Consider the following 22,743-nt stretch of genomic DNA (forward strand, 5'->3'; position numbering starts at 1 on the left):
ACGGTTGAGACCGTATGGTCGGCACCACTGCTCGGTCTCGGGTAAGATAGCCGAGGCCGCTTTTCGCGGCTCTGGAGAATTCGCCTAGTGGCCTATGGCGCACGCTTGGAAAGCGTGTTGGGTTAACGCCCTCGGGGGTTCGAATCCCCCATTCTCCGCCAATTTCTGCCCCGTAATCGCGCGGAATATGGGCACCGATACCGGCGCCATCTGGCGTTCATGCAACAACTCATGCAACACCGGCTCTGAGAATCTGATCTCCCGGCGTGCGGAAGACTGAAGATGCGGGATGCCGCGAGCCCGGAAACTTCCGTGACTCCCTCGCGGCGCGCGACGTCGATCGCCGTTGGAGCGCCGCTGATTCCCGGCTCGAGCTACCGGTTCGTGTCGTGTCCTCCAAAAGGAGGACACGACAAGAGCGCCGATCCGTACCAAGATAGATGAGGAGGATCGATGGGGGAATCTGCACTGATGGACGCGACTGTTGTGCGCGTGCGCCGCTCCCTGCTCTGGCAGGGGCTGCTCATTGTGTGCGTCATCGCCATCCCGCTCCTTCTCACGCTGTACTGGCTTGCGATCCCCGCTGGCGCAGGCTGGTGGGTGCTCGCCGCCCAGGTGCTGCTGATGATCGCGCTCCTCGTGATCGGGATCCGCTATGCGGGGATGCGCGTCACGGTGACAGCATCCGAACTCGTCACCGTGCCGTTCTTGCCGGGATCCCGGAGCTTTGAGCTCGCCGATGTCGCGCGCGCGATTGTTTTGCAATTGCGGCGTTCGGGCGGGACAGACCCGGTCACGCAGATGTTCGTGCTTGACGACGAGGGGGCACTGCTGCTGCGGATGCGCGGCGAGTTCTGGGCAGACGACGCGATCAATTCGATCGCCGCGCGCCTGGTCACAGCCCCGGTCGAGCACATGCAGAACACGGTGACCCTCGACGAGCTTCAGCGCACGAATCCAGATATGCTCACGTGGTTCGAGAGGCGACCGCAGCGGAGCCGCTGATTGTGACGCGCTCTTCCGCGAAAGCAGGGTGACGGCCTGTGCGCTGGCCCGGCACACCCGGCGCCGCTTCTTTTGACTGACCTGACATTCTCTCGCCGACTTCGGCGGAATGTGCCTTCACCCTGTGGCGGTGCGGGCACAGCAGCACCTGCTCAGAGAACCATCCCGAAGGTCACGCTGCCCTCGTCACGAGCGATCTCTGAAAACCCGACGCGCCCGTAAAACGCGAGCGCTCCGGTGTTCGCCGTCCCGGCCGTCAGATGGAGCCCGGCGACACCTCGACGCCGAAGCTCGACGATCAGCGTGTCGATGAGTCGCCGCCCCAGACCCTGCCCCTGCGTCTCAGGGAGCAGGTCGATATGCAGATGCGCCGGATACGAATCAACGTCGCCGATCAGCATCCGATTCGGGTCTGTGGCTGCCTCAATGAGTGTGCGCTCCCCGGGCATCTCGTCGTCACGCGGCTCGTACTGCCACGCCCTCTCGGGCCACCAGGCCTCGGTGAACCACCGCGCAAATTCGCGGGTGTCGGCAGTCGCCACAAGGTACCCGATCGCGCGCTCCCCGTTGTCGACCACCCACGCCAGGCTCGGGTCGTGGCTCACATACGGGGCGGCGTAGACGTCGGGCAGGAGCGTTCCACGCGAGAACCTGCCCGTTGCGTCACCGCCGCTGTCACCGGTGCGCACACAGATGTCGGAGAGGTCGGCCAGGTCGGACGGACGATAGGGGCGGATGCTGCTCACCCAGCGATTCTACGGGCTCTGGCCACCGCACCCACCGTCATGGCTGTGGTGAGCGTCAGGCTCGAAGCGGGGCGACCCTGTCGACAACGATGGCACCCTCGCAGCGCCGTTTCAGCCTGCGCCGTGGGGCAAGACCTTCGGCGACGTGCACGACCACGTCGACGTGATGGTTCAGGTGGATTCACCCGGCACGGCGTGGCTGACGACGTTCAGGTGGCGAAGTTGGCGGTTCTCGGCGCCCTATGACGCCAACAGTGACACCTGAACGATGCGGGTCGGCGGACGCAGTGCGTCAGGCGCCGAAGACACGCCGCACGAAGTCGTTGCGGAACATGCTGTTCGGGTCGTAGCGCTCGGCCACCCCGCGAAAATCGGCGAGCTTCGGGTATGCCGCGTGCAGCGCAGCTGAATCGGCCGCGAACAGTTTGCCCCAGTGCGGCCGCGCGCCCAACGGCAGCAGACGCTCCTCCAGCTCGGCCAGCAGGACTTCCACGTCGGCCTGCGCAGGCAGCCAGGTGAGGTGCAGCCCCACGACATCGTGCCCGTACGCCGGGCTCAGCCACAGATCGTCCGCGGGAACCGTTCGGATCTCGTTGACCTGCAGCAACGGGGCCACACGCTCATGCATCGCGCGCATCACCTCGAGCGCGTCGCCGATCCGGGTCCGAGGCACCAGGTACTCGGTCTGCAGCTCGTCGCCGTTCGATGGCGTGAAGTCGAGGCGGAAGTGCGGCAGCCTGTCGATCCAGGCGCCGGGCGCGCCCAGCTGAGCCGTGCAGAACTCCGCGGAGATCCCGGGCAGCGGGTGACGAGCAACTGAGGCGGGAAGCGCACCGAACATATCGGTCGGCGCTGCCGCGTCGGCATCCACTCGCCGTTTCACCCAGACCTGGTCGACGGTGTCGGGGTCACGCCACGTCGTGAACATGCTCACGCTGTACCCGGCGCCCGAAATCGCGTCGAAATTCTCGAGAACGCGCTCGAGTGGAAGTCGCTCGTACACGTGCTGCGCCACATCGAACGTGGGCTCGATGTCGAGTGTGACCCGCGTGACGATGCCGAGCGCTCCCAGCGACACAACGGCGGCGTCAAAGTCGGCGTCGCCGCGCCGCAGGGTGACGATGTCACCGGATGCTGTCACCAGCTCAAGCCCCGCGACGGCCGCTGCGAGCGACGGAACCCGGTTGCCGGAGCCGTGCGTTCCGGTGGCGATGGCCCCGGCCACGGAGATGTGCGGCAGCGAGGCGAGGTTGGACAGCGCCCAGCCCGCACGCTGCAGTTCAGCGCCGAGCTCGCCGTAGCGGATGCCGGCACCGACGGTCACCGTACGCGCGGCCTCATCGATGACAGGCGCAGAGTCCAGGGCCGAGGTTGCGAGGAGCACGCCGGGAGTGTCGGCAATGGTGTTGAACGAGTGCCGCGACCCGACGGCCCGCACCCGCGCGCCCGTGGATGCGGCGTCCGCCAGCACATCCTGCACTTCGCGCGCCGTCGTCGGCGCGACGATCCGCTGGGCGCCGAAGGCGAGGTTGCCCGCCCAATTCGTACCGATTTCAAGAGACATGCTTAACTCCAGGTGGTGTGAGGCGGTATGAGTGCTGCGACGGTGGCGGACGCAGTGGTTGTGCTTGCGGTTGTGGCTGCGGCCACGGATGCAGCTGCGGCAGCGGTCATGGCTACGGTTGTGGCTATGGTTGCGGTCATGGCTGTGGTCGCGGTTGCAGTTGCAGTGAAACGTGCCATGACGTGGACAAAATCCGCGGGTGTGCGGTGGCATGATGTCCGCAGGTACCGATCATGTCTGCTGCTTCAGGCGCGGGGACGTAGGCGCTCCTTCAACAGGGGCACGCCGAGCAGCGCCCAGACGATGATGGCCGCAGCGATGCCGATGAGCGTGCCGGCAAGGGTGTCGGTGAGCCAGTGCGCCCCGACGTACGTGCGGCTGAGCGCCATCGCAACTATGCCGAGCACGCCGATGACCCAGATCCACGTGCGTCGCAGCGCGATGCCGAGCACGACGGCGATCGTGGCGGCATTCGCGGTGTGTCCGGAGGGAAACGAGCCGTGGTCGGAGACGACGAGCATCTCGAGGGGCCGGTCTCTTCCGACAAGCTGCTTCACTCCCTGCACCACGGCCGCGCTCAGCCCGAGAGATACGAGCCAGTAGACCGCCGCGATCGGCTTGCGCGCCAGCAGCAGCCCTGCGGCACCACCCAGCGGAATGATGATCCACGCGATGACGCCGCCGCCCAGGTAGTTCATCACGAAGCTGGCCCACATCAGAAGGCTGTTCGGGTCGTGCCGCACCGTGGACATCCACGCCGAGTCTGCCTCGAACGGCGACCCGCGCAGCAGCACGAGCCCGGCGAGCGCAGCCACGAGCAGCAGGGCGACGAGGGCACCAGTCAGTGGCCACAATCGGACAATCTTCGCGTGAACGAGGAGTGCTTCGTCTCGTGTTCGGGGCATAGCACCATCTTGCCATCGGTTCCGGATGCTGCCGTTGCACCGGCAGCTACACGACAACGCCGCTTGTCACACGGGTGCGCACGAGGCGCTCGTCGTCCGCGGTGACCTCGTACACGTCTCCGGTCAGCTCCACGTGCGTCTCTGTCTCCCGATCGGCGCACGAGGCACCGACCCAGAGCTGCACGCCGCCCGGTTCGACAACGCTGCGCAGAGTCCGGTCCGAGAACGCGAGCCGCGTCGGCGGCACTGTGAAGGACACCTCGGCGCTCTCCCCCGCACGCAGATCAACGCGCGCGTAGCCGACCAGCTGCGCCACAGGCCGTGTCACGCTCGCGTGCTCGTCGTGGGCATATAGCTGAACGACATCGGTGCCGTCGCGCTCACCCGTGTTGCGCACCGTGACACGTGCGGTGAACGTCTCACCCGCGCGAATCTGCGCGTCGTCTGTCGCGGACGCCGCAACAGCATCTTCGGCTGCCGCGCTCTCGACTCGAAGACCCGCGTGCTCGAATGTCGTGTACGAGAGTCCGTAGCCGAACGGAAGCACCGGATCGCTCGCGGCCGAGGTGATGTCGGTGCTGCCACCGAGCCGCGGGTGAAGATAACTGTACGGCTGTGCTCCGGCCGAGCGCGGGATGGAGACCGGCAGCCGCCCGGACGGCATGACCCGACCCGACAGGACGCCGGCGATCGCTCCACCGCCCTCCTCGCCCGGGAAGAACGCCTGCACGACAGCGCTCGGGGCGCTCGGGCCGGACACGGCCCAGTCGATCGCGTACGGGCGCCCCGTCAGCAGAACGAGGATCACAGGCGTCCCGCTTGCGACCACGCGCTCCACGAGCTCACGCTGCACACCGGGGAGCTCGAGGCTCTCTGTGTCGTTGCCCTCGCCCACGGTTCCGCGGCCAAAGAGCCCGGCACGGTCTCCCGCCACGATGACGGCGACGTCAGAGTCGCGGGCGGCGGCAACAGCTCCGTCGATGCCGGAACGATCGTCACTGTCAACGTCGACCCCCGGCACGAGCGTGATGTCAGCATCCGGAATCTCGGCGCGCAGAGCCTCTGCCACCGTGGGAATCTCGAATCCAACGGGGGTGCCCGGGTGGTGCGCCAGCACGTGGTTCGCGAACGAATAGCAGCCCATCAGCGCCTCGGCCGAGTCGGCGTTGGGCCCGATCAGCGCCACGCGGCGTCCCGGATGCTCGGCAAGAGGCAGCGAGCCGTCATTCGTGAGCAGCACAACGGACTCCTCGGCCAGCCGCCGCGCGACATCACGATGAGCGGGCGAGTCGAGGTCGACGGGCTCCGGCGTGAAGGCGAATCCGTCGTCGAGCAGGCCGAGCTCTTCCTTCTGCGAGAGCACGCGCAGAACGGCACGGTCGACGATCGCCTCGTCGGTGAGGCCCGCGCGGATCCGCTCGGCGAGCGGCTCGAGGTAGGCGTCTCCAGTGGGCAGCTCGACGTCGATGCCCGCGGTCAGCGCGAGTTCGGCAGCCTCTCCCCTGTTTGCAGCGACCTCGTGCATGAGGTGCAGGAACGCGACGGCGAAGTAGTCAGAGACGACGACGCCATCGAAGCCCCATCTCTGGCGCAGCAGCTTCTCGAAGTAGGCAGGGTCGGCGCCGACGGGCACACCGTCGATCTCGGCGTAGGAGTTCATCACCGATCGGACGCCGCCGTCGCGCACCGCCATCTCGAAGGGCGGCAGCAGAACGTCAGCGATCTCGCGTGGCCCGGCATGCACGGGCGCGTGGTTGCGGCCCGACTGCGACGCCGAATAGCCGACGAAGTGCTTCAGCGTCGCGTGGATGCCCTCGCTCTGCAGCCCGCGCACGTACGCGGTGCCGATCGTCCCGACCACATAGGGGTCTTCAGAGATGCACTCGTCAACCCGGCCCCAGCGCGGGTCGCGCACGACGTCGAGCACCGGGGCAAGCCCCTGGTGGATGCCGAGGGAGCGCATCGACCCTGCGATCACGCCGGCCATCTCCTCGACAAGTTGCTCGTCGAACGCGGCGCCCCATGCCAGCGGTGTGGGGAATGTCGCCGCCTTCCATGCCGCAAGACCGGTCAGGCACTCCTCGTGTACAAGCGCCGGGATGCCGAGGCGCGTCTGTGTGCGGAGGCGCTGCTGTTCTGCCGCGAGCCAGGCTGCGCGCTCCGCAGCATCCACCGGCCTCGTGCCGTACACACGGGTGAGGTGTCCGATGCCGTGACGCGTGGCTTCCTCATACTTGCTCGATGTCGCCATCTCGTCGGCCATGGGGGCGACGACCTCGCCGCCCTGGTCGACCCAGAAGCCCACAAGCTGCGCCAATTTTTCGTCGAGCGTCATCTGAGCGTGCAGTGCGCGCACGCGTTCTGACGGCTCCGGCAGCCCGGAGTGAACCATAGTCTTCTTCTCTTCTCTGCGTGAATAGCGTGATCATCCGAACCGGCGATGTCTGGCCGGAGCGGTTACCCCTTGACGGCTCCCGTGAGACCGCCGACGATGCGCCGCTCGAACAGGCTGAAGAACACGAGCGCGGGGATCATCGAGAGGGAGGTGAATGCAAGAACCTTCGCGGTGTCGACGGCGTATTGCGAGGCGAACGCCTGAACCCCGAGCGGGAGGGTGAATGTCGACGCGTCGTTCAAGATGAACAGCGGAAGGATGTAGCCGTTCCAGCTGCCGATGAATGCCAGAATGCCTGTCGTGATGACGCCGGGCGTTGCCAGCGGCACCACCATGCGCCAGAAGAATCCGATGCGTGAGCAGCCGTCGATGAACGCTGCCTCCTCAAGCTCCTTGGGGATGGCGCGGAGGAAGGGGACGAGAATGATGATCGTCACCGGAAGCGCGAAGGCGATCTGGGGAAGGATCACCCCGACAAGGGAGTTCATCAGCCCCAGATTCTTGATGACGATGTAGAGCGGAGTGATGGCCACCGTGATCGGGAACATCAGCCCGGCAGCGAACAGCGAATACAGGATGCCGCGGCCGCGGAACGGGTAGCGGGCAATCACATAGCTCGCCATGACGCCCAGTACCACAGCACCGAGCGTGGTCGCGACGGCGGCGATCGTCGAGTTGAGCACCTGCTGCCAGAAAACCGAGCCGAAGAGCACGGTGAAGTAGTTGCCGATGTTCCACGGTGCTGGAAAGCCCGCCGGGTCTGTCGTGATCTGCGCATTCGTGCGGAATCCGCCGAGAATGATGTACACGACCGGCGCGAGCATGAGCGCGATCACGACGAGCGCGACGAAGTACACGACCGGGTTGCCCCACGTCAGCTTCTGTTCTGCGCGCCGCGGGGCCAGCCGGGGCCGGATTGTTGCAGTGGCCATCACTTCTTTCCTTCCGTGAGCGCGCCCTCGGTGTCTCGTTTCATCACGTACCGCTGGTAGAGCAGCGCAATGATCAGCGAGATGATGAACATGACGACGGCAACGGCGTTTCCGTAGCCGTAGTTGCCGGAGTTGCGGCCGCTGGCGACCATATACGTCGCCATCGTCGACGTGCCCGCTGTCGATGCCACGTACTGGCCCCAGACGATGTAGACCAGGTCAAATAGCTGCAGCGAGCCGATGATCGAGAGGAATGCCCAGATGCGCACGGTCGGTCCCAGCAGTGGCAGGGTGATGCGTCGCTGAATCTGCCAGAACGAAGCACCGTCGATCTGAGCCGCTTCGGTGAGTTCTTCGGGGATCCCCTGGAGCCCGGCAAGGAAGATGATGACGGCGAAGCCGATGTATTTCCACGTGATGATGAGCATCAGCGTCCACATCGCGATCGCCGGGTCTGAGAGCCAATCCTGTTTCAGCGCCCCCAGCCCGATGTTCTCGAGGAAGCCGTTGACGGCTCCCGTCGTCTGCAGCATCAGGCTCCACCCAGTGCCGACGACGACCTCGGAAATCACGTACGGGATGAAGATCAGCACGCGGATCACAGACTGGCCGCGCATGCGCCGATTCAACAGCAGCGCGAGGAGGATGGCCGCGGGCCCCTGAAGCACGAGCGAGAGAACGACGATGATGCCGTTATGGGTCAGAGCCTCGAGAAATGCCGAGTCCTGAAAGATCGTGAGGTAGTTCTGGAGCCCAACGAAATCTGTCGGAGGGCCAAAGCCCTTCCACCGGAAGAAGCCGTAGAAGGCTGCCATCGCGACGGGAAAGATCACGAATGACAGGAACATGACGAGCGCCGGGCCGACGAGAACGGTGATCTCGAGTCGAGTCCTCCAGCTCTGCCCTTTCGGGCGGCGCCGTGCGGGGGCCGGCGCCGCTGCGCCGGCCCCCGTCGACTCGTCGACTGCGTCCACGCGTCGTGGCGACGGTGAGTGCGTTCGAACGGTCATGATGTGTGCGCCTTAGCCCTTCTTCGCAGCAACTGTCACGGCGTCGATGATGTCCTCGGGCGTTCCCTGGCCGGCGAGCAGGTCGACGACGGCGACGTTCAGCGCGTTGCCGACATTGAGTCCGTACACCGTGTCGAGCCACTGCGAAACGAACGGCGCTTCGTTGTAGGCCTCGAGGATCTGCTTGAGGTACGGCTCGGTCACGGCTTCCTGCGCCTTCGTGTTCACGGGAGGTGCGTTGAACGCCTTGTAATAGCTTTCCTGCACATCAGCGGTGGCGAGGTAGTTGAGGAAGTCAACGCACTCCGGCGGAGCCGTTGCCGAGCAGGAGTACCCATCGACACCACCCATCATCGCGCCCGGCTCACCGTTGCCGCCCGGAACCTCCGGGAACGGGAACCAGGCGAGGTCAGGAAGCGGCTTCTCGTCGGGGGTGAGCGATCCGATCACGCCCGGGTCCCACGCGCCCATGAGCTCCATGCCCGCCTGGTGGTTCGCGATCAGACCGGCCGAGCTTCCCGCGCCCTGCTGAGCGGATGTGGTGAGGAACCCTTCGTTGAACGGCTCGTTGGAGGCGAAGTCCTCAAGGTCCTGCGCCGCCTTCAACCAGCATCCGTCACTGAAGTCCATCTCGTCTGCCGCCTTCGCCATGGTGTCTGACGAGCACTCGCGCAGCGAGAAGAAATAGAACCAGTGGGCGGCAGGCCACGCGTCCTTCGCGCCCAAGGCAATGGGAGCGACGCCGCTGTCCTTGAGCTTCTCGACGGCGCCGACGAGGTCGTCGATAGTTTCGGGGTTCTCGGTGATCCCCGCGTCGTCGAACAGGTCCTGGCTGTAGAACATGCCGCCGGGCAGAACCGCGAGGGGCATGGCCCAGACCTTGCCGTCGAGCGTCTCAGCCGAGAACGAGCCTTCCGAGATCTCGTCCTTCGCCGTGTCTGAAATCTCGTCGGTCAGATCCATCAGCTGGCCTGCGGCGACCATGGCCGCCATCTTGCCGCCGCCGCGCTGCAGGAAGATGTCGGGAGCGTTACCCGAGTTGAGCGCGGTCTGGAGCTTGCCGTCGAGGTCTTCATTCTGAAGCGCCTGAATTTTGATGGTGACGCCTTCATGGTCCTTCTCGAAGGCAGCGGCGGCATCTTCAAAGAATTGCTTGCCTGCGCCCGTCGTCGAGTTGTGCCACAGCGTCATCTCGGTGCTGCCGTCATCTGCTCCGCCGGTTCCGCTGCAGCCGCTGAGCAGGAGTGCCCCTGCAGCGAGCGACGCGGACGCGGCGAGCCATCGCTTGGTCTTCATGTCTCACCTTTTCTCTTCATTGAGCGACGTCCCTCGCGAGAAGGGAGGACGCGGTGCTGCGCCAGCGGGTGGGGTGCTGTCGCCTCCCAGATCGTGCTTGTTGCTGCTGTGCTCACACGACCCGAGTAGGTCGATACTGACAATGCCTCAGAGAGTTGTCAAACGTTTTCGAAATCCTTTTCCATGCTACTCTCGGCGCATGGTGCGCAGAGCGACGATCCACGATGTGGCGGCAGAGGCCGGGGTCTCTGTGGCCACCGTGTCGAAAGCGGTGAACGGCCGGTATGGCATCGCCACGGCGACCGCGCAGCGGGTTCTGGATGCTGTCGAGAAACTCGGTTACGAATCGAGCCTCGTCGCCAGCAGCATGCGCTCGCGTCGCACGGGCGTCATCGGCGTTCTCGTCGCCGATTTCGAGCCGTTCAGCGCCGAGATCCTGAAGGGCGTCGGCACGGCGCTCCATGGCTCAGAACTCGATCTCCTGGCCTACAGCGCCTCCCGGCAGCGCGACAGCGAGGGGTGGGAGCGCCGCTCGCTCAGCCGTCTGAGCGGAACGCTCATCGACGGCGCCATCATGGTCACGCCCACGGTGGTCGGGGCCACGAGCGACATTCCGATCGTCGCCGTCGATCCGCACACCGGGCGTGCCGACCTCCCGACCGTGGAGTCCGACAGCTTCGGAGGCGCTCTTCAGGCGATGCGGCATCTCGTCGAGCTGGGTCACCGCCGGATCGCGTTTGTCGCCGGCCGTCCCGACCTGCGTTCGTCGATGCTGCGCGAGGCCGGGTATCGCGAGGGACTGCGCGAAGCCGGCATCCCATTCACACCCGAACTCGTGCGCATCGGCCGCTATGAGCCGGAGGAAGCCCGGCAGCGCACGGCGTCCCTGCTCGAGAACACGGACCCGCCGACGGCGATCTTCGCCGCCAACGACATCTCGGCGATCGCCGTCGTCGGTTTGGCGACGAGCATGGGTCTCTCGGTTCCCCGCGATCTCTCCGTTGTCGGGTTCGACGACATTCCCGAGGCCTCCCGGCTGGCCACTCCCCTGACGACGGTGCGGCAGTCGATGCAGCGCCTGGGCGGCGAAGCCGTGAACCTGCTGCTCGCGCTGATGAACGGCGAAACCACGGATGCTGCGCACGTCCGGCTTGCCACCACGCTGATCCCGCGGGCGACGACGGCGCCACCACCCGCCCGCTCCTGACTGTCTGCTCCGACGCTCAGGGCATCCGTACGTTCCTGCCCGGTGCGCTCTCGGCCCGTACCTCCCGCACCACGCGGCCCTGCAGCATCCGACCGCCCTTTACTGCTTCGCAATCGCGCTGACACGCCTCATCCGGGCCGCCTGAGGCCTCGTCACCGCGCGGCACCCTCAGCCGTACACCGTGGGGACCCGACAACATCATCCTGTCGATGCGCGCATCATTCTTGAGGCTGACGCGCGCGCCGCCTGCCGATCTCTAACGTGGAAGCATGATTGAACTCCAGCACCTGAGCAAGCGATACGGCTCCAAGCTCGCCGTCGACGACATCTCTGCGACGATCCGTCCCGGCATGGTGACCGGGTTTCTCGGGCCAAACGGGGCAGGCAAGTCCACGACCATGCGCATGATCGTCGGCCTTGACCACCCCACATCGGGCTCAGCGACCGTCAATGGCCGCCGCTACCAGAACAGCGCGGCTCCCCTACACGAAGTGGGAGCGCTGCTCGAGGCCAAGGCCGTACACACGGGACGCTCAGCGCAGAACCACCTCCTGGCACTCGCCGCCACACACGGCATTCCGAAAAAGCGCGTGCACGAGGTCATCGAGATGACCGGGCTGGGCTCGGTCGCACGCAAACGCGTCGGCGGCTTTTCGCTCGGCATGGGCCAGCGACTCGGCATCGCCGCAGCGCTGCTCGGCGACCCGCACACGCTGATCCTCGACGAGCCGGTGAACGGTCTCGATCCGGAAGGCGTGCTCTGGGTACGACGCCTCACACGCCAACTCGCCGACGAGGGACGCACCGTCTTCCTCTCATCGCACCTCATGAGCGAAATGGCCCAGACCGCCGATCACGTGATCGTACTCGGGCGCGGCAAGATCATCGCCGACGCCCCCATGACAGACATCATCGCCGCGTCGACGGGCAACCTCGTGCACGTGCGAACGCCTCAGACCGCCGACCTTGCACGGCTGCTGACCGCTCCCGACGTCTCGGTGACCTCACGCGAGAACGGACTGCTTGAGGTGTCCGGGATCGACGCCCGACAGATCGGCGAATCCGCAGCATCCCACGGAATCGTGCTCCACGAGCTCACCCCGGTCAACGCGTCGCTCGAAGACGCCTACCTGCAACTGACAAACGACGCGGTCGAGTACCGCACGGAGGAAGTCCGATGACAACCGCCACAGCCACACCCGCTCCCCGCTCTCTCGACAGCATCCGCCTCTCGTTCCCCGGGCTGATCCGCTCGGAATGGATCAAGCTCCGCAGCCTGCGCTCGACCGTGTGGTGCTACGTGCTGATCATCCTCGCCACAGCCGGCTTCAGCGTTCTCATGGCGCTCTCGGCGAACTTCGGCGGCGACGATCTGCCGCAGGCCGCGCAGAACAGCATGGTCGCCCAGTATCTGACGGTCGGCGGCAACTTCACAGGGCTGATCGCCGCCGTGCTCGGCGTGCTGGTCATCAGCGGCGAATACACGACAGGCATGATCCGCACGACATACACGGCTGCACCGGGCCGACTGAGCGCCTACACGGCGAAGGCTCTCGTGCTCACCGTTGTCACGTTCATCGTGGGGCTCATCTCGGTCGTCGCGGCACTCGCCGCGTCGATCCCGGTCTTCGCCCTCAACGGAGTCTCTCCTGACCTGAGCAACCCGGATGTTCTGATCGCGCTGATCGGCTCAGCCGGATACCTCGCGCTGATCGCACTGCTCTCGTTCTCGTTCGGCGCGATTCTGCGCAACTCAGCCGGAGGCATCGCCACAGCGGTCGGCATGCTGTTCGTGCTTCCCGTGGGGATCAACATCGTCTACAGCTTCACGGGAGCCACCTGGGCTGCGAACATCGCCACCATCCTGCCCGGCTCTGTGGGCGCCGCGCTGTACCAGTACAACGGCGAAGGCACCGAGGCAGCGCCCGCTGTCGGATTCAACGCGGACGGAATCCTGGTGCTCGATCAGGCCTGGATGCTCATCATCTTCGCCGCGTGGATCGTCCTCGGCCTTGTGGCGGGAGCGATCCTCACCAAGCGTCGCGACGCCTGATACAGCGCGTTCGGCAGGACGCCCTCGCCACCCCTCGTGGCGAGGGCGTCGGTCTGCGCGCCGCGGGCCTCGCGGTCAACGACTCAGTCGGAGAGCGGAGGCACCGTCCGAGGGCGCACGATAACCCACACCGAGAACGTCGCGACAAGAGCCGTGACGATCATGACGCCCGACATCGTCGCCGTGCTCACGCCGAGCAGTCCGACCACCGGTGAGAGGATGCCGGCGACGCCGAAGTTCATCGCGCCGAGCAGAGAAGCCGCTGTTCCGGCCTCCCGTCCATGGTTCACCAACCCGAGAACCTGAATGGTGGGGAAGGTGAACCCACACGACATAATGAAGAAGAACAGCGGGATCAGCACGCCGAGCAGACCGGCATCGGTGAACGACAGCACGAACATCGACACGGCGGTCAGAACTTGCACGGCCGTCGTACAGACAAGTACCCACTGCGGACCCCACCAGCGCATCAGCCGTGCCGCAATCTGCACGCCGATCACGACGCCGACCGAGTTCGCGCCGAACAGCAGACCATACTGCTGGGCGTCCATGGCGTACAACTCTTGGAAGAGAAACGACGAACTCGACAGGTACGAGAACAGCCCAGAGAAGTTCATCGCACCGACCAGGGCAACACCAATGAAGATGCGATCGCTGAAGATGTTCCGATAGCGCTCGCGCATGGTGCTGTGCCCCTTGCCCGTGCGCCGCTCCTTGGGCAGTGTCTCCACGATGAAGAGGCTCACGCAGACAACGACGACGAGTCCGTAGAGCGCGAGAAACCAGAACAGCCCGCGCCACGGCAGCACAAGCAGAAGCTGTGAGCCGAGCACGGGAGCCAGCACGGGCGCGATGCCCTGAACAAGCGCGAGGCGCGCCAGCATCCTGACCAGCGGCTTGCCGCCGAACAGGTCGCGCACCATCGCCATCGCGACGACACCACCGGCTGCCGCCCCAGCGCCCTGGGTGACGCGGAAGATCCCCAGCATGATGACGTCTGGGGCGACCGACGCGAGAATGCTGGAGGCGACGTGCACGGAGGTTGCGATGATCAGTGGCAGGCGCCGCCCGACCTTGTCGCTCCACGGGCCCATGAAGAGCATTCCGCAGCCGAACCCGATTGTCGTACCGGTCAAGGTGAGTTGGATCGCCGCGTCCGACACTCCGAAATCTTCGGTGAGCGCGGGGAAGGCCGGCAGGTACAGGTCGATCGTGAAGGGACCGATTGCCGCGAGGGCCCCCAGAATGAGGATGTAGACGAGGCGCTGTCGTCCGGAAAGCGAGTCTCCGGGATGCACGACTGTAGTCACAGAAAATTCCCTGGCTGAGCGTGGATGTATCGAGCGCGGTCTCGAGCCAGCCCGCGCTCGAATCGATTCGAGAGTTCTACTCTACGGGATGCTGCGACAGCGCGGCGCCCGTGCGCGCCGGGTCCGTGAGCACGATGTCGAAGACGAGTTCAGCGGCCCCGATCAACAGGATCTCGTCGCCCAACGCCGCGCGCGCAATCGCGACATCTTCGAAAGCAGGGCCGAGCGTCTGCAGGCCGACGAGCCGCGTCATCGCGTCGGTGCGTGCTTCGTAGAGAAGCCCGAGAAACCCGCCGAGCACGACAAGAGCCGGATTCAGGATGTTGATGGTGTTGCGCAGTGCCGTCGACAGCATGTCCACCTGCCGATCGATCTCGGTGACAGCATCCTCGTCAACGGCCGACAGGATCGCCCGCTCAAGATCTGACGGATCGAGACCCGGGTCTCCCAGAGCCTCGAGCAGCCGCGCCCGGTTCACCTCGTCTTCGAGCGTTGCACCCGGGACCGTAGCGCCAGCGACGCGCGTGTGACCGAACTCTCCCGCGAAACCGCCGATACCGCCGAGCAGCTCTCCCCCGACGATCATGCCGCCGCCGATGCCGCTCGCTCCCCCGTTCAGATAGACGAGGTCCGTGACGCCGTCCCCGGCGCCGAACGTGCGCTCGGCGACCGCGCCAAGGCTCGCATCATTGCCGACCCAGCTGGGCAGGCCCGTCGCGTCGGCAAGCAGCCGCGCCAACGGCACGTCAGTCCACCCCAGGTGCGGAGCAAGCCGCACCGTTCCGTCTGAACTGCGGACAAGACCCGGGACCGCCGCGCCGAGCCCAAGCACCACTGTGCGCTCGGGCAATTCGCGCTGCAGCTCCGCCACCAGACTCGCCGTCATGTGCACGGCTTCCTCCGGCGTCGGCGTGGACTCCACCTCGCGGCGCACGTGCGACCGCACGACGGCATCGAGCCCGACGACGCCCACGGTGATCGAGTCCACCTCGGGGTTCACCGCGAAGGCAACAGCGTCCCGATTCGGTCGAACCAAGGGCGACGGGCGACCGACGCGCTTGACACCCTCGGGCAGCTCTTCGACAGCGAGGCCCAGATCGACGAGTTCGGCGACGAGTGCGGCCACCGTGGATCTGTTGAGCCCGGTGAGCGCGGTGAGGCGTGACCGTGAGAGCCCTCCGCTGCGATGCACAAGCCTGACGATTGTCGAAAGGTTGTGCCGACGGACGGTATCGAGGTTATTGCCGCGCACTGCCACACTGAAACTCTAATGCGCCAACGCTCGGCGCAGGTGAAGGACGGTTCCACCGGCGCCTCTGGCTGCTCTCGTCCTGCCCAGGTGCGGGCACCGTCTCGGTGCACCGAATCGGTTCATCGATCACGACAACGGCGAGACGGAACCGCGGTCAATGTAGTGCGGAGCAACCAGGTCGACGCGGGGATCGACGGTGGCGGTGAGCTGTTCGACCAGCAGTTCGACACCGCGCTCGCACGATTCGGCTGCGACAAGCGGAATCACATCGAGCGGCGGCGAGAAGCGCGACGTGTCGAAGCTCGAGCACGCTGAGATCACCGACAGGCCCCCGGGAATATCGATCCCGCGATCGGCCAGTTCGTCGAGTGCCGACGTCTGTATCGGCTCTTCGCAGTTCATCACCAGACCGGTCATATCGGGCAGCTGCTCGTACAGTTCATCGAGCGCTCCGCGTACACCGGCGGGACCGTGGCCGGGCAGGGCGACGGCGCCCCGCACACCTCGCTCCGCCGCGGCATCCTCGAACCCTGCACGGAATCGGTGCGGAAAGTTGGAGCCGCGCTCGTAGATGCGCGGCGGGTGCCCCAGCATCCCAATCGACTGATGTCCCTTGTCTGTGAGACGCGCCAGCGACATCTCCGCCGCCTGGCGGAAGTCGAGGTCGACGCATACGAGTCCCTCCGTGTCATCGGGAATGCCGATCACGGTCGCTGGCAGATCGATCGAGTGCAGCAGGTGCGTTCGTTCGTCGTCCCTCGCCACATCGAGCACGATGACGCCGTCGACGAGTCGGCTTGCGGCAACACGCTGCAGGCCACCCGTCGCCTCGTCCTCCGTCAGCAGCAGCACGTCGTAGTCATACGCGCGCGCCGCCTGAGTCACGGCGAGCACGAACGCCATATGCGCGGGTGCGTAGGTGTCAGGGCGGAACGGCGCACTCAGCGCGAAAATGTGGGTCGTGGTGCCTGCCAGCATCCGGGCGCCGGCGTTGGGGCGGTAGCCGAGTTCGCGCACGGCGTCCGCAATGCGCACGCGCGTGGCCTCTCCGATCGACCGCTTTCCGCTCAGCGCATACGAGACGGTGCTGATCGATACGCCAGCCGCCTTCGCGACGTCATGAATGTTCGCCACGATCCCCCATTTCCACTGTGCACTCGCAACCGTCTGGTCGGAGTTTAGAGTACGCCCCGACCGGCGGCCATCACCGACCGACGGCGTGCCATGTCCACACGGCACCAGTGTCGCTGTCGCCATCGCGGTCGACGGTCACGCCCGAGTCATCCCAGCTCGCTGTGAACGTGGCTTCGGCTCCCTCGGGCGTCGTCACCGTCACGCGCTGTGAACCGGCCTCACGCGAGGGATACACGGCGAGCTCCAGGCCGTCGAGGTAGTCGTAGTCGGGGCGGTCGGTGCGTGCGCCGAGCGGCAAGACCGTACCTTCGCGAACCCAGAGCGGGATGCTGTCGAACGCGTGGGTCTCGGTGCGCCACACACCGCCGTCAACCGTCTCCCCGGTGAAGAAATTCGTCCACTGCCCGGCTGGCAGGTAGTACTGCACCTCACCCGCTTCGCTGAAGACCGGCGCGACCAGCAGCTGCGAGCCGATCATGTACTGCCTGTCGAGGTAGTCGACAGTCGGGTCGTCTGGGAACTCCAGCTGCATCGGGCGCATGAACGGAGCACCAGTCGTGTGCGCTTCGCGGCCGACCTGCAGCAGGTACGGCATGAGCCGGTTCTTCAGCTGAGCGAACGTGCGCGTCACGTCGACGGCGCTCTGGCCGGGCTCTTCGGATCCGTCGTCGAACAGCCACGGCACCCGGTAACTCGTCGAGCCGTGCAACCGCGAGTGACTCGACAGCAGGCCGAACGCCACCCACCGCTTGAACACGGCAGCATCCGGCATCCCCTCGAAACCGCCGATGTCGTGGCTCCAGAACCCGAAGCCGCTCATCGCGAGCGACAGCCCGCCTCGCAGGGTCTCGGCCATCGATTCGAAGCTGGACGAGTTGTCTCCGCCCCAGTGGACGGGCATCTGCTGGCCGCCCGCCGTCGCCGAGCGTGCGAACAGCACGGCCTCTCCCTGACCCCTGTGCTCTTCGAGGACCTCGAAGACCGCCTTGTTGTACAGCTGCGTGTACAGGTTGTGCATTGCCCCGGGGTCGGTTCCGTCGAACCACACGACGTCTGTCGGGATCCGCTCGCCGAAGTCTGTCTTGATCGCGTCGACGCCCTGCTCAAGCAGCGTCCGGATCTTGCCCTGGTACCAGGTGACAGCATCCGGATTCGTGAAGTCAATGAGCGCCATGCCCGACTGCCACATGTCCCACTGCCAGATATCGCCGTTCGGCTTCTTCACCAGGTAATCCCCGGCGACGGCCTCTTCGAACGCGGAGCCGCGCTGGGCGATGTACGGATTCATCCACACGCTGACACGCAGATCCTTGCCGTGCAACCGCTCGAGCATGCCGTCCGGGTCGGGGAACACCCGGGTGTCCCACTCGAAATCGGTCCAGTTGAACTCGCGCATCCAGAAGCAGTCGAAGTGGAAAACGCTCAGCGGCAGGTCGCGCTCGATCATGCCGTCGATGAAGCTCGACACGGTCTTCTCGTCGTAGTCCGTCGTGAAGCTCGTCGACAGCCACAGCCCGTACGACCACGCGGGCACTTCGGCGGGGCGACCGGTGAGCCGCGTGTAGCGCTCAAGCACGTCGGCGGGCGTCGGCCCGTCGAACACAAGATACTCGAGCACCTCGCCGGGAACCGAGAACTGCACGCGCTCCACGGCTTCGCTCGCCACCTCGAATGAGACGTGCTCCGAGTGGTTGACGAGCACCCCGTAGCCGCGGTTGGTCAGGTAAAAGGGAACGCTCTTGTACGCCTGCTCGCTTGAGGTGCCGCCGTCGGCGTTCCACACGTCGACGGACTGACCATTTTTGATGAATGGGCCGAACCGCTCCCCCAGGCCGTAGACGAGCTCACCCACTCCGAGCGAGAGCTGCCCGTGAAGATACCGGGATGCTGTGGGGCGGCCATCAGCTGAGGCGCCCACTTCGCCCACGGGCTCCGCCGCGATGGCAGCATCCGGTGCCAGGTCCATGCGACCGATCGACTTCCCGCCGCTGCGGGTTAACTCGCGACCGTTCGATTCGAAGGACAGGTTCCACGGACTCCCCGCCGTGACGCGGGCTGTGAGTGACCCGCTCGTGAAGGTGCCCTCGGCGTCGTCGATGCGGATCTCGGGCTCACCAGCATCCGCCCCCGGCAACTCAAACCCGCGGTGGTGTGCCGAACCGAGATGATTCTCGATGCGCACGGCGATGACGCCGTCGAGAGGGCTCGACAGAGACACCGTGAGCGCGGGTCGGTTGAGGGTGTCCCCACGCGTCGCGATGACCCGCGTCGGAGCCGTCACGCGCAGCGACTGCCCCACCCGCTCGATGTCGTATGCCTCCTGGGCATACAGCGCCGTGACGCCGGGTCGGGTCTGCCAGAATCCGTCGGTGAACTTCATTTACTTGACTGCTCCTGCGGTGATGCCCCGTGTGAGGGTGCGTTGGAAGATGAGGAAGAAGATGAGTGTCGGAATGAGACCGAGCAGCGCCGAGGCGCTCGTCGTCGTCACGTCCATGAGGCGGTCGCCCTGCAGCACGGTGATCGCCACGGGAACCGTCTGCGTCGCATTGCTGATCAGGAACGTGAGCGGAATCAAGAACTCGTTCCACGTCCAGATGAAGAAGAAGATCAGCAGCACGCTCAGCGTGGGGCGCGAGATGGGGAACACCACGGTCCAGAGAATGCGCCAGCGGCTGGCGCCGTCAAGGGATGCTGCCTCGAGCAGCCCCTTCGGGAACGTGCCGTATACGGAGGCGAGCAGGTACGTGCCAAACGCCGACTGGATGACGGTGAAGATGATGATGACGGCCCACTGGTTGTCGTACAGCCCGACCTGCTTGAACATGAAGTACAGCGGGTAGAGCAGCACCTCCTGCGGCAGCATGTTCGCCAGCAGGATCAGCACGACGATCCACGAGCGGCCTTTGACCCGGCCGATCCCCAGGGCGAACGCGTTGAACATCGAGATCACCACGGCGAACACCGCGACGAGCCCGGAGATGTAGATGCTGTTCCACAGCTTCTCGGGGAAGTTCACGCGCTCCCAGAACGCCGTGAGCCCGTCCGTGTAGAACTCGGTCGGCAAGGACAGGGGGCCGGATGTGGCGTAGTCCTCGGGAGATTTGAACGAGTTGACGAGGATCATCAGAAAGGGCACGGCGATGAAGAAGCCGAGCACGATGGCGACCGCGAGTACGACCCAATCGCTGGTCTTCTTCCGGTTGAGTCCGCTCGGCCGCTTGGTGATCCGTCTGCCGGTTGTCAGGAGCTCGGTGGCCATCAGATCTGCTCCTCTTTGCGCTCGAGCCGGTTCTGGAATGTGATGAAGACGATGCTGACGATCGCGATCACGACGGTGAGCGCCGTGGCGATGGTGGCTCCGTATCCGACCTGCTGCGACTGGAAGAACTCGCTGTACGCGTAGTAGGCGGGAACGATCGTCGAGGTTCCTGGCCCGCCGCCGGTCAGCGCGTACACGGGGCCGAACACTTTGAGCGCCGCGATCGTGCACGTCAGCACGACGACGAAGATCTCGGGGCGGATGATGCTCATAGTGATGGCCTGGAACCGCTGAAACCAATTGGCGCCGTCAAGCTCTGCCGCTTCGTAGAGCTCGGGATCCACGCGCTGCAGCGCGGCCATGAAGATCACGACCGGGTAGCCGAGCTGCACCCAGATCATGATCACCATGATGCTGATCAGCGCTGTATCGGGGCTGCCCAGCCAGTTGTGCTGCAGGTTCTCGAGGCCGATGCCGCCGAGCACGTTGTTGAGCGCACCGTTCTGCGGGCGCAGGATCCACCCGATCACGATCGCGGCGATCACGGAGGGCATGATCTGCGGCAGGTAGTACGTGGCGCGCAAGAAGCTCGCCATTTTGCCGCCGAACTTGCGCCCGATGAGGTCGAACAACATTGCGGCGAGCAGAAGCCCGAGCAGCGTTGGCAGCACGACCATCGCGAGAATCATCGCTATCGAGTTGACGAACGACGTCCAGAACGTGGCATCGCCGAAGAGCTTCACCCAGTTGTCGAGCCCCGTCCACTCCGGCGGCTTGATGCCCCGGTAGTCGGTGAACGACAGGTAGATGTTCCAGAACAGCGGGATCACGATGATCACCGCGAGCAGGGCGAGGCCGGGGATCAGGTAGAACCAATATGTTCGGGAGGTCGCGCCGGGGATCATCCCCTCGCGAACTCGTTGTCGCACGCGCGGGTCGGCCCCTGTGTCCACTTCCGTTGTTGCCATGAAAGTTCGCCCTTCGAGTCAGAATGAGAAGAGGGGTGGATGCTGCGGGGCAGCGCCCCGCAGCATCCACGTGTCTCAGCCGACGATGTCGTCGACGCCCGCCTGGTACTGCTCACCCAGCTGCTTCTGCACCTCGGCCGGTGACTTCGTGCCGTTCAGCAGCTCCTGCAGGCCAGCGTTCAGCTCGTCGTAGAAGGTCGCTGTCGGCCAGTCCGGGTAGAACGCGATCCCGTCGCGCTCCGTGAGCGTGTTGAAGTTGGCGATCAACTCCTGGCTGTCCGCGTCGATGTCTTCCTCGTTCGCGGCGACGGGGACGCCGCCGTTGTTCCCGATAATCGCCTGGATTTCGGGGCGCATCGTGATGTCGATGAACTTGTACGCGAGATCCTTGTTCTGCGCCTTCTCGGGCACGGACCACATGTTGCCGGCCGAGCCGGGCGACATCTCAGCACCGGGGAAGAGGAACGTGCCCCAGTCAGCATCCATCTCGGTATTGAAGCGGTTGTACCACCAGCTGCCCGAGAAGAAGATCGGGTAGTCGCCCGAGATGAACGCCACTCCGGCGTCCTCGGCCTTGAGCCCCGTGGAGTCCGGCGAGATGAAGCCCTTGTCCGTCCAATCGGCGATGGTCTCTGTCGCGTACGAGATCTCGGGGCCCTCAAAGTCCACGTCATCGGTGTACAGCTGATACGCGTCAACCCAGTCGCGGTCGGCCTTGGTCAGCGCGAGCTGGTACCAGAGCTGCCCGAGCGGGTACTCAGCCGCGGCCTCCGAGAGCGGCGTGATTCCCTCATCGACGAATGCCTGCATGACGCTTTCGAACTCGTCGAGCGTCGTGGGCACCTCGAGTCCGGCGTCGGCGAACATGTCCTTGTTGTAGTACACCTCGACGTACTCACCGTAGTTCGGGACGCCATACCAGCTGCCGGAGCCCATGATGCCGTCTTCGTTGTACCTCGCGGTGGTCTGCAGCGACGGCGCAAGCTTCTCGTCCCAGCCGTACTTCTTGACCTGCTCATCGAGGTTGGTCAACAGGCCCTGGCTCGACAGGAGTCCGGCCGTGGCGTTTCCCTTGTTGTATTCGAGAATGTCGGGGGCTTCGTCTGAGTTGAGCACCTGGCTTGCCGTTGAGCGGATCTGCTCGAAGCTCTTCTCTTCGAACTGGACCTTTGCCCCGGTCTCTTCCTCGAAGATGTCGATCGCTTTGTTCCAGGCGATGCCCATGGCGCTGTCTGCGTTCTCGTAGTGCCAGAGAACAAGCGTGTCTTCGTCGTGGCTCGCTCCGCCCGAGCAGCCCGACAGCAGCATTGCTCCGATTCCGACGGCAGCGAGGGCGGCCGCCGATCGTGTGTGGCGTTTCACGGATTTACCTCCTTGTAAGGCCCGAAGCGCCGAGGTGATCGTGGGGGTGATCGACGTTTGTCTAAACGTTTCGACGCGCTGTGTTGCAGATGAGTCTAAACGCTTCGACAGACGATGCGCAAGTGATTTGTCGGATGAAACGACAAAGAAGTCGTGAGACGGCACCGCCTCCCGCTACCCTGGAACCCGACCACAGTGTTCGAGCCGGAAGAACCCGAACCGCGGCAGTACCTGATTCTCGACAGTGCCCGAGGCCGGATTCTGTCCGGCTCAGGCTCTGTTCGACCCACGACACAGACCACGGCAGAGTGCGCGCACACCGAGGCGACGCACCGATCATGA

The 22,743-nt window shown here is 65.1% G+C and carries 18 protein-coding genes and 1 tRNA gene; 5 read left to right on the top strand and 14 right to left on the bottom strand.

The genetic code is table 11. From position 1 onward, the window contains the following. Positions 1-73: 73 nt before the first annotated feature. Together OK352_RS10625 and OK352_RS10630 are read left to right on the top strand one after the other, a co-directional pair. Positions 74-161: transfer RNA gene (locus tag OK352_RS10625), tRNA-Ser, on the top strand. Positions 162-453: 292 nt separating this feature from the next. After that, complete coding sequence (locus OK352_RS10630; protein WP_265141444.1) at positions 454-1,005, top strand: hypothetical protein; 552 nt, start codon at positions 454-456, stop codon at positions 1,003-1,005. Between the two features lie 152 nt (positions 1,006-1,157). Here OK352_RS10630 and OK352_RS10635 read toward each other — a convergent pair whose 3' ends face one another. From OK352_RS10635 to OK352_RS10665, 7 genes are all read right to left on the bottom strand, one after another. Beyond that, complete coding sequence (locus OK352_RS10635; protein WP_265141445.1) at positions 1,158-1,751, bottom strand: GNAT family N-acetyltransferase; 594 nt, start codon at positions 1,749-1,751, stop codon at positions 1,158-1,160. Between the two features lie 292 nt (positions 1,752-2,043). Further along, positions 2,044-3,315: an FAD-binding protein gene (locus OK352_RS10640; protein WP_265141446.1), complete on the bottom strand. Its 1,272-nt coding sequence runs from the start codon at positions 3,313-3,315 to the stop codon at positions 2,044-2,046. Positions 3,316-3,560: 245 nt separating this feature from the next. After that, complete coding sequence (locus tag OK352_RS10645) at positions 3,561-4,220, bottom strand: phosphatase PAP2 family protein (protein ID WP_265141447.1); 660 nt, start codon at positions 4,218-4,220, stop codon at positions 3,561-3,563. Positions 4,221-4,266: 46 nt separating this feature from the next. Further along, positions 4,267-6,612, bottom strand: a complete 2,346-nt coding sequence (locus tag OK352_RS10650) for a beta-xylosidase/alpha-l-arabinosidase (RefSeq protein WP_265141448.1) — start codon at positions 6,610-6,612, stop codon at positions 4,267-4,269. Positions 6,613-6,677: 65 nt separating this feature from the next. Continuing rightward, entirely contained in the window at positions 6,678-7,547 is an 870-nt protein-coding gene (locus OK352_RS10655) for a carbohydrate ABC transporter permease (protein ID WP_265141449.1), read from the bottom strand. Beyond that, positions 7,547-8,557, bottom strand: a complete 1,011-nt coding sequence (locus tag OK352_RS10660) for a carbohydrate ABC transporter permease (protein WP_265141450.1) — start codon at positions 8,555-8,557, stop codon at positions 7,547-7,549. The genes OK352_RS10655 and OK352_RS10660 overlap by 1 nt, the downstream gene beginning before the upstream one ends. Positions 8,558-8,569: 12 nt before the next feature. Next, positions 8,570-9,853 carry an ABC transporter substrate-binding protein gene (locus OK352_RS10665; protein ID WP_265141451.1) on the bottom strand — a complete coding sequence of 428 codons (1,284 nt, stop codon included), beginning with the start codon at positions 9,851-9,853 and terminating at the stop codon, positions 8,570-8,572. A 199-nt stretch (positions 9,854-10,052) separates the two neighbouring features. On the opposite strand from OK352_RS10665, the gene OK352_RS10670 reads away from it, so the two are divergent. The 3 genes from OK352_RS10670 to OK352_RS10680 all read left to right on the top strand — a co-directional run bounded on the left by OK352_RS10670 (position 10,053) and on the right by OK352_RS10680 (position 13,113). After that, the gene (locus OK352_RS10670; RefSeq protein ID WP_265141452.1) at positions 10,053-11,060 is read left to right on the top strand and encodes a LacI family DNA-binding transcriptional regulator; all 1,008 of its coding nucleotides are present in this window, start codon (positions 10,053-10,055) and stop codon (positions 11,058-11,060) included. Between the two features lie 269 nt (positions 11,061-11,329). Next, on the top strand, positions 11,330-12,241 hold the full coding sequence (locus OK352_RS10675) for an ABC transporter ATP-binding protein (protein WP_265141453.1): 912 nt from the start codon (positions 11,330-11,332) through the stop codon (positions 12,239-12,241). Continuing rightward, a complete protein-coding gene (locus OK352_RS10680) occupies positions 12,238-13,113 on the top strand; it encodes an ABC transporter permease (protein WP_265141454.1) in 876 nt (291 codons plus the stop codon). Before OK352_RS10675 ends, OK352_RS10680 begins: the two co-directional genes overlap by 4 nt. Before the next feature lie 83 nt (positions 13,114-13,196). On the opposite strand, the gene OK352_RS10685 is transcribed toward OK352_RS10680, so the two are convergent. The 7 genes from OK352_RS10685 to OK352_RS10715 all read right to left on the bottom strand — a co-directional run bounded on the left by OK352_RS10685 (position 13,197) and on the right by OK352_RS10715 (position 22,401). Beyond that, complete coding sequence (locus OK352_RS10685; protein ID WP_265141455.1) at positions 13,197-14,423, bottom strand: multidrug effflux MFS transporter; 1,227 nt, start codon at positions 14,421-14,423, stop codon at positions 13,197-13,199. A gap of 76 nt (positions 14,424-14,499) precedes the next feature. Continuing rightward, complete coding sequence (locus tag OK352_RS10690) at positions 14,500-15,681, bottom strand: ROK family transcriptional regulator (RefSeq protein ID WP_265141456.1); 1,182 nt, start codon at positions 15,679-15,681, stop codon at positions 14,500-14,502. A 120-nt stretch (positions 15,682-15,801) separates the two neighbouring features. Further along, positions 15,802-16,809 carry a LacI family DNA-binding transcriptional regulator gene (locus OK352_RS10695; protein WP_265141457.1) on the bottom strand — a complete coding sequence of 336 codons (1,008 nt, stop codon included), beginning with the start codon at positions 16,807-16,809 and terminating at the stop codon, positions 15,802-15,804. 70 nt (positions 16,810-16,879) lie between these two features. Beyond that, on the bottom strand, positions 16,880-19,189 hold the full coding sequence (gene yicI, locus OK352_RS10700) for an alpha-xylosidase (protein ID WP_265141458.1): 2,310 nt from the start codon (positions 19,187-19,189) through the stop codon (positions 16,880-16,882). Then, positions 19,190-20,071 carry a carbohydrate ABC transporter permease gene (locus OK352_RS10705; RefSeq protein ID WP_265141459.1) on the bottom strand — a complete coding sequence of 294 codons (882 nt, stop codon included), beginning with the start codon at positions 20,069-20,071 and terminating at the stop codon, positions 19,190-19,192. Further along, a complete protein-coding gene (locus OK352_RS10710; RefSeq protein ID WP_265141531.1) occupies positions 20,071-20,976 on the bottom strand; it encodes a carbohydrate ABC transporter permease in 906 nt (301 codons plus the stop codon). Before OK352_RS10710 ends, OK352_RS10705 begins: the two co-directional genes overlap by 1 nt. Before the next feature lie 138 nt (positions 20,977-21,114). After that, positions 21,115-22,401: an ABC transporter substrate-binding protein gene (locus tag OK352_RS10715; protein WP_306387790.1), complete on the bottom strand. Its 1,287-nt coding sequence runs from the start codon at positions 22,399-22,401 to the stop codon at positions 21,115-21,117. Positions 22,402-22,743: the final 342 nt, after the last annotated feature.

Origin of the sequence: Microbacterium sp. MPKO10 (assembly GCF_026107415.2) — a bacterium.
In the GTDB taxonomy this organism is placed as follows: Bacteria; Actinomycetota; Actinomycetes; order Actinomycetales; family Microbacteriaceae; genus Paramicrobacterium.

Coding starts and splice junctions, on each gene's coding strand:
- OK352_RS10710 (WP_265141531.1), bottom strand. CDS start 20,976: ATGATCCCCGGCGCGACCTCCCGAACATATTGGTTCTACCTGATCCCC.
- OK352_RS10640 (WP_265141446.1), bottom strand. CDS start 3,315: ATGTCTCTTGAAATCGGTACGAATTGGGCGGGCAACCTCGCCTTCGGC.
- OK352_RS10665 (WP_265141451.1), bottom strand. CDS start 9,853: ATGAAGACCAAGCGATGGCTCGCCGCGTCCGCGTCGCTCGCTGCAGGG.
- OK352_RS10680 (WP_265141454.1), top strand. CDS start 12,238: ATGACAACCGCCACAGCCACACCCGCTCCCCGCTCTCTCGACAGCATC.
- OK352_RS10630 (WP_265141444.1), top strand. CDS start 454: ATGGGGGAATCTGCACTGATGGACGCGACTGTTGTGCGCGTGCGCCGC.
- OK352_RS10675 (WP_265141453.1), top strand. CDS start 11,330: ATGATTGAACTCCAGCACCTGAGCAAGCGATACGGCTCCAAGCTCGCC.
- OK352_RS10660 (WP_265141450.1), bottom strand. CDS start 8,557: ATGACCGTTCGAACGCACTCACCGTCGCCACGACGCGTGGACGCAGTC.
- OK352_RS10645 (WP_265141447.1), bottom strand. CDS start 4,220: ATGCCCCGAACACGAGACGAAGCACTCCTCGTTCACGCGAAGATTGTC.
- OK352_RS10670 (WP_265141452.1), top strand. CDS start 10,053: ATGGTGCGCAGAGCGACGATCCACGATGTGGCGGCAGAGGCCGGGGTC.
- yicI (WP_265141458.1), bottom strand. CDS start 19,189: ATGAAGTTCACCGACGGATTCTGGCAGACCCGACCCGGCGTCACGGCG.
- OK352_RS10655 (WP_265141449.1), bottom strand. CDS start 7,547: ATGGCCACTGCAACAATCCGGCCCCGGCTGGCCCCGCGGCGCGCAGAA.
- OK352_RS10705 (WP_265141459.1), bottom strand. CDS start 20,071: ATGGCCACCGAGCTCCTGACAACCGGCAGACGGATCACCAAGCGGCCG.
- OK352_RS10650 (WP_265141448.1), bottom strand. CDS start 6,612: ATGGTTCACTCCGGGCTGCCGGAGCCGTCAGAACGCGTGCGCGCACTG.